The sequence below is a fragment of the Streptomyces sp. AC627_RSS907 genome (genome assembly GCF_019049165.1).
In genome coordinates this window covers 1-577 of sequence record NZ_JAGMUE010001234.1, presented here as the reverse complement: position 1 = coordinate 577, position 577 = coordinate 1, and the positions used below count along the sequence as shown (strand labels likewise).

Annotated in this window: 1 protein-coding gene; it reads right to left on the bottom strand. The window is 67.4% G+C overall.

All coding sequences use genetic code 11. The annotated features are described in order from the left end of the window. A partial coding sequence (locus tag KUM32_RS41235; protein ID WP_302185267.1) for a type I glyceraldehyde-3-phosphate dehydrogenase occupies positions 1–577 on the bottom strand: 577 nt, incomplete at both ends.

The following is a 577-nucleotide window of genomic DNA, read 5'->3' as shown; positions in this document are numbered from 1 at the left end:
GCTCAGCTCGATGACCAGGTCGGTGACGGAGCCGGTGGGTACGGGCACGCGCATGGCGATGCCGTCGAGCTTGCCCTTGAGCTGCGGGAGGACCAGGGCGGTGGCCTTGGCGGCGCCCGTCGAGGTCGGGATGATGTTCTCCGCGGCGGCGCGGGCGCGACGCAGGTCCTTGTGCGGGAAGTCCAGAATGCGCTGGTCGTTGGTGTACGCGTGCACCGTGGTCATCATGCCCTTGACGATGCCGAAGCTCTCGTCGAGGACCTTGGCCATCGGCGCCACACAGTTGGTGGTGCAGGACGCGTTGGAGATGACGTTGTGCTGGGCCGGGTCGTACTTGTCCTGGTTGACGCCCATGACGATCGTGATGTCCTCGTCCTTGGCGGGCGCGGAGATCAGGACCTTCTTGGCGCCGGCGGCGAGGTGCTTGGCGGCGTCGTCGCGCTTGGTGAAGATGCCGGTGGACTCGATGACGATGTCGGCGCCGAGCTCGCCCCAGGGCAGGGCGGCCGGGTCGCGCTCGGCCATCGTCTTGAAGGTCTGGTTACCCACCGTGATGGTGTCGTCGGTGTGGCTGCCG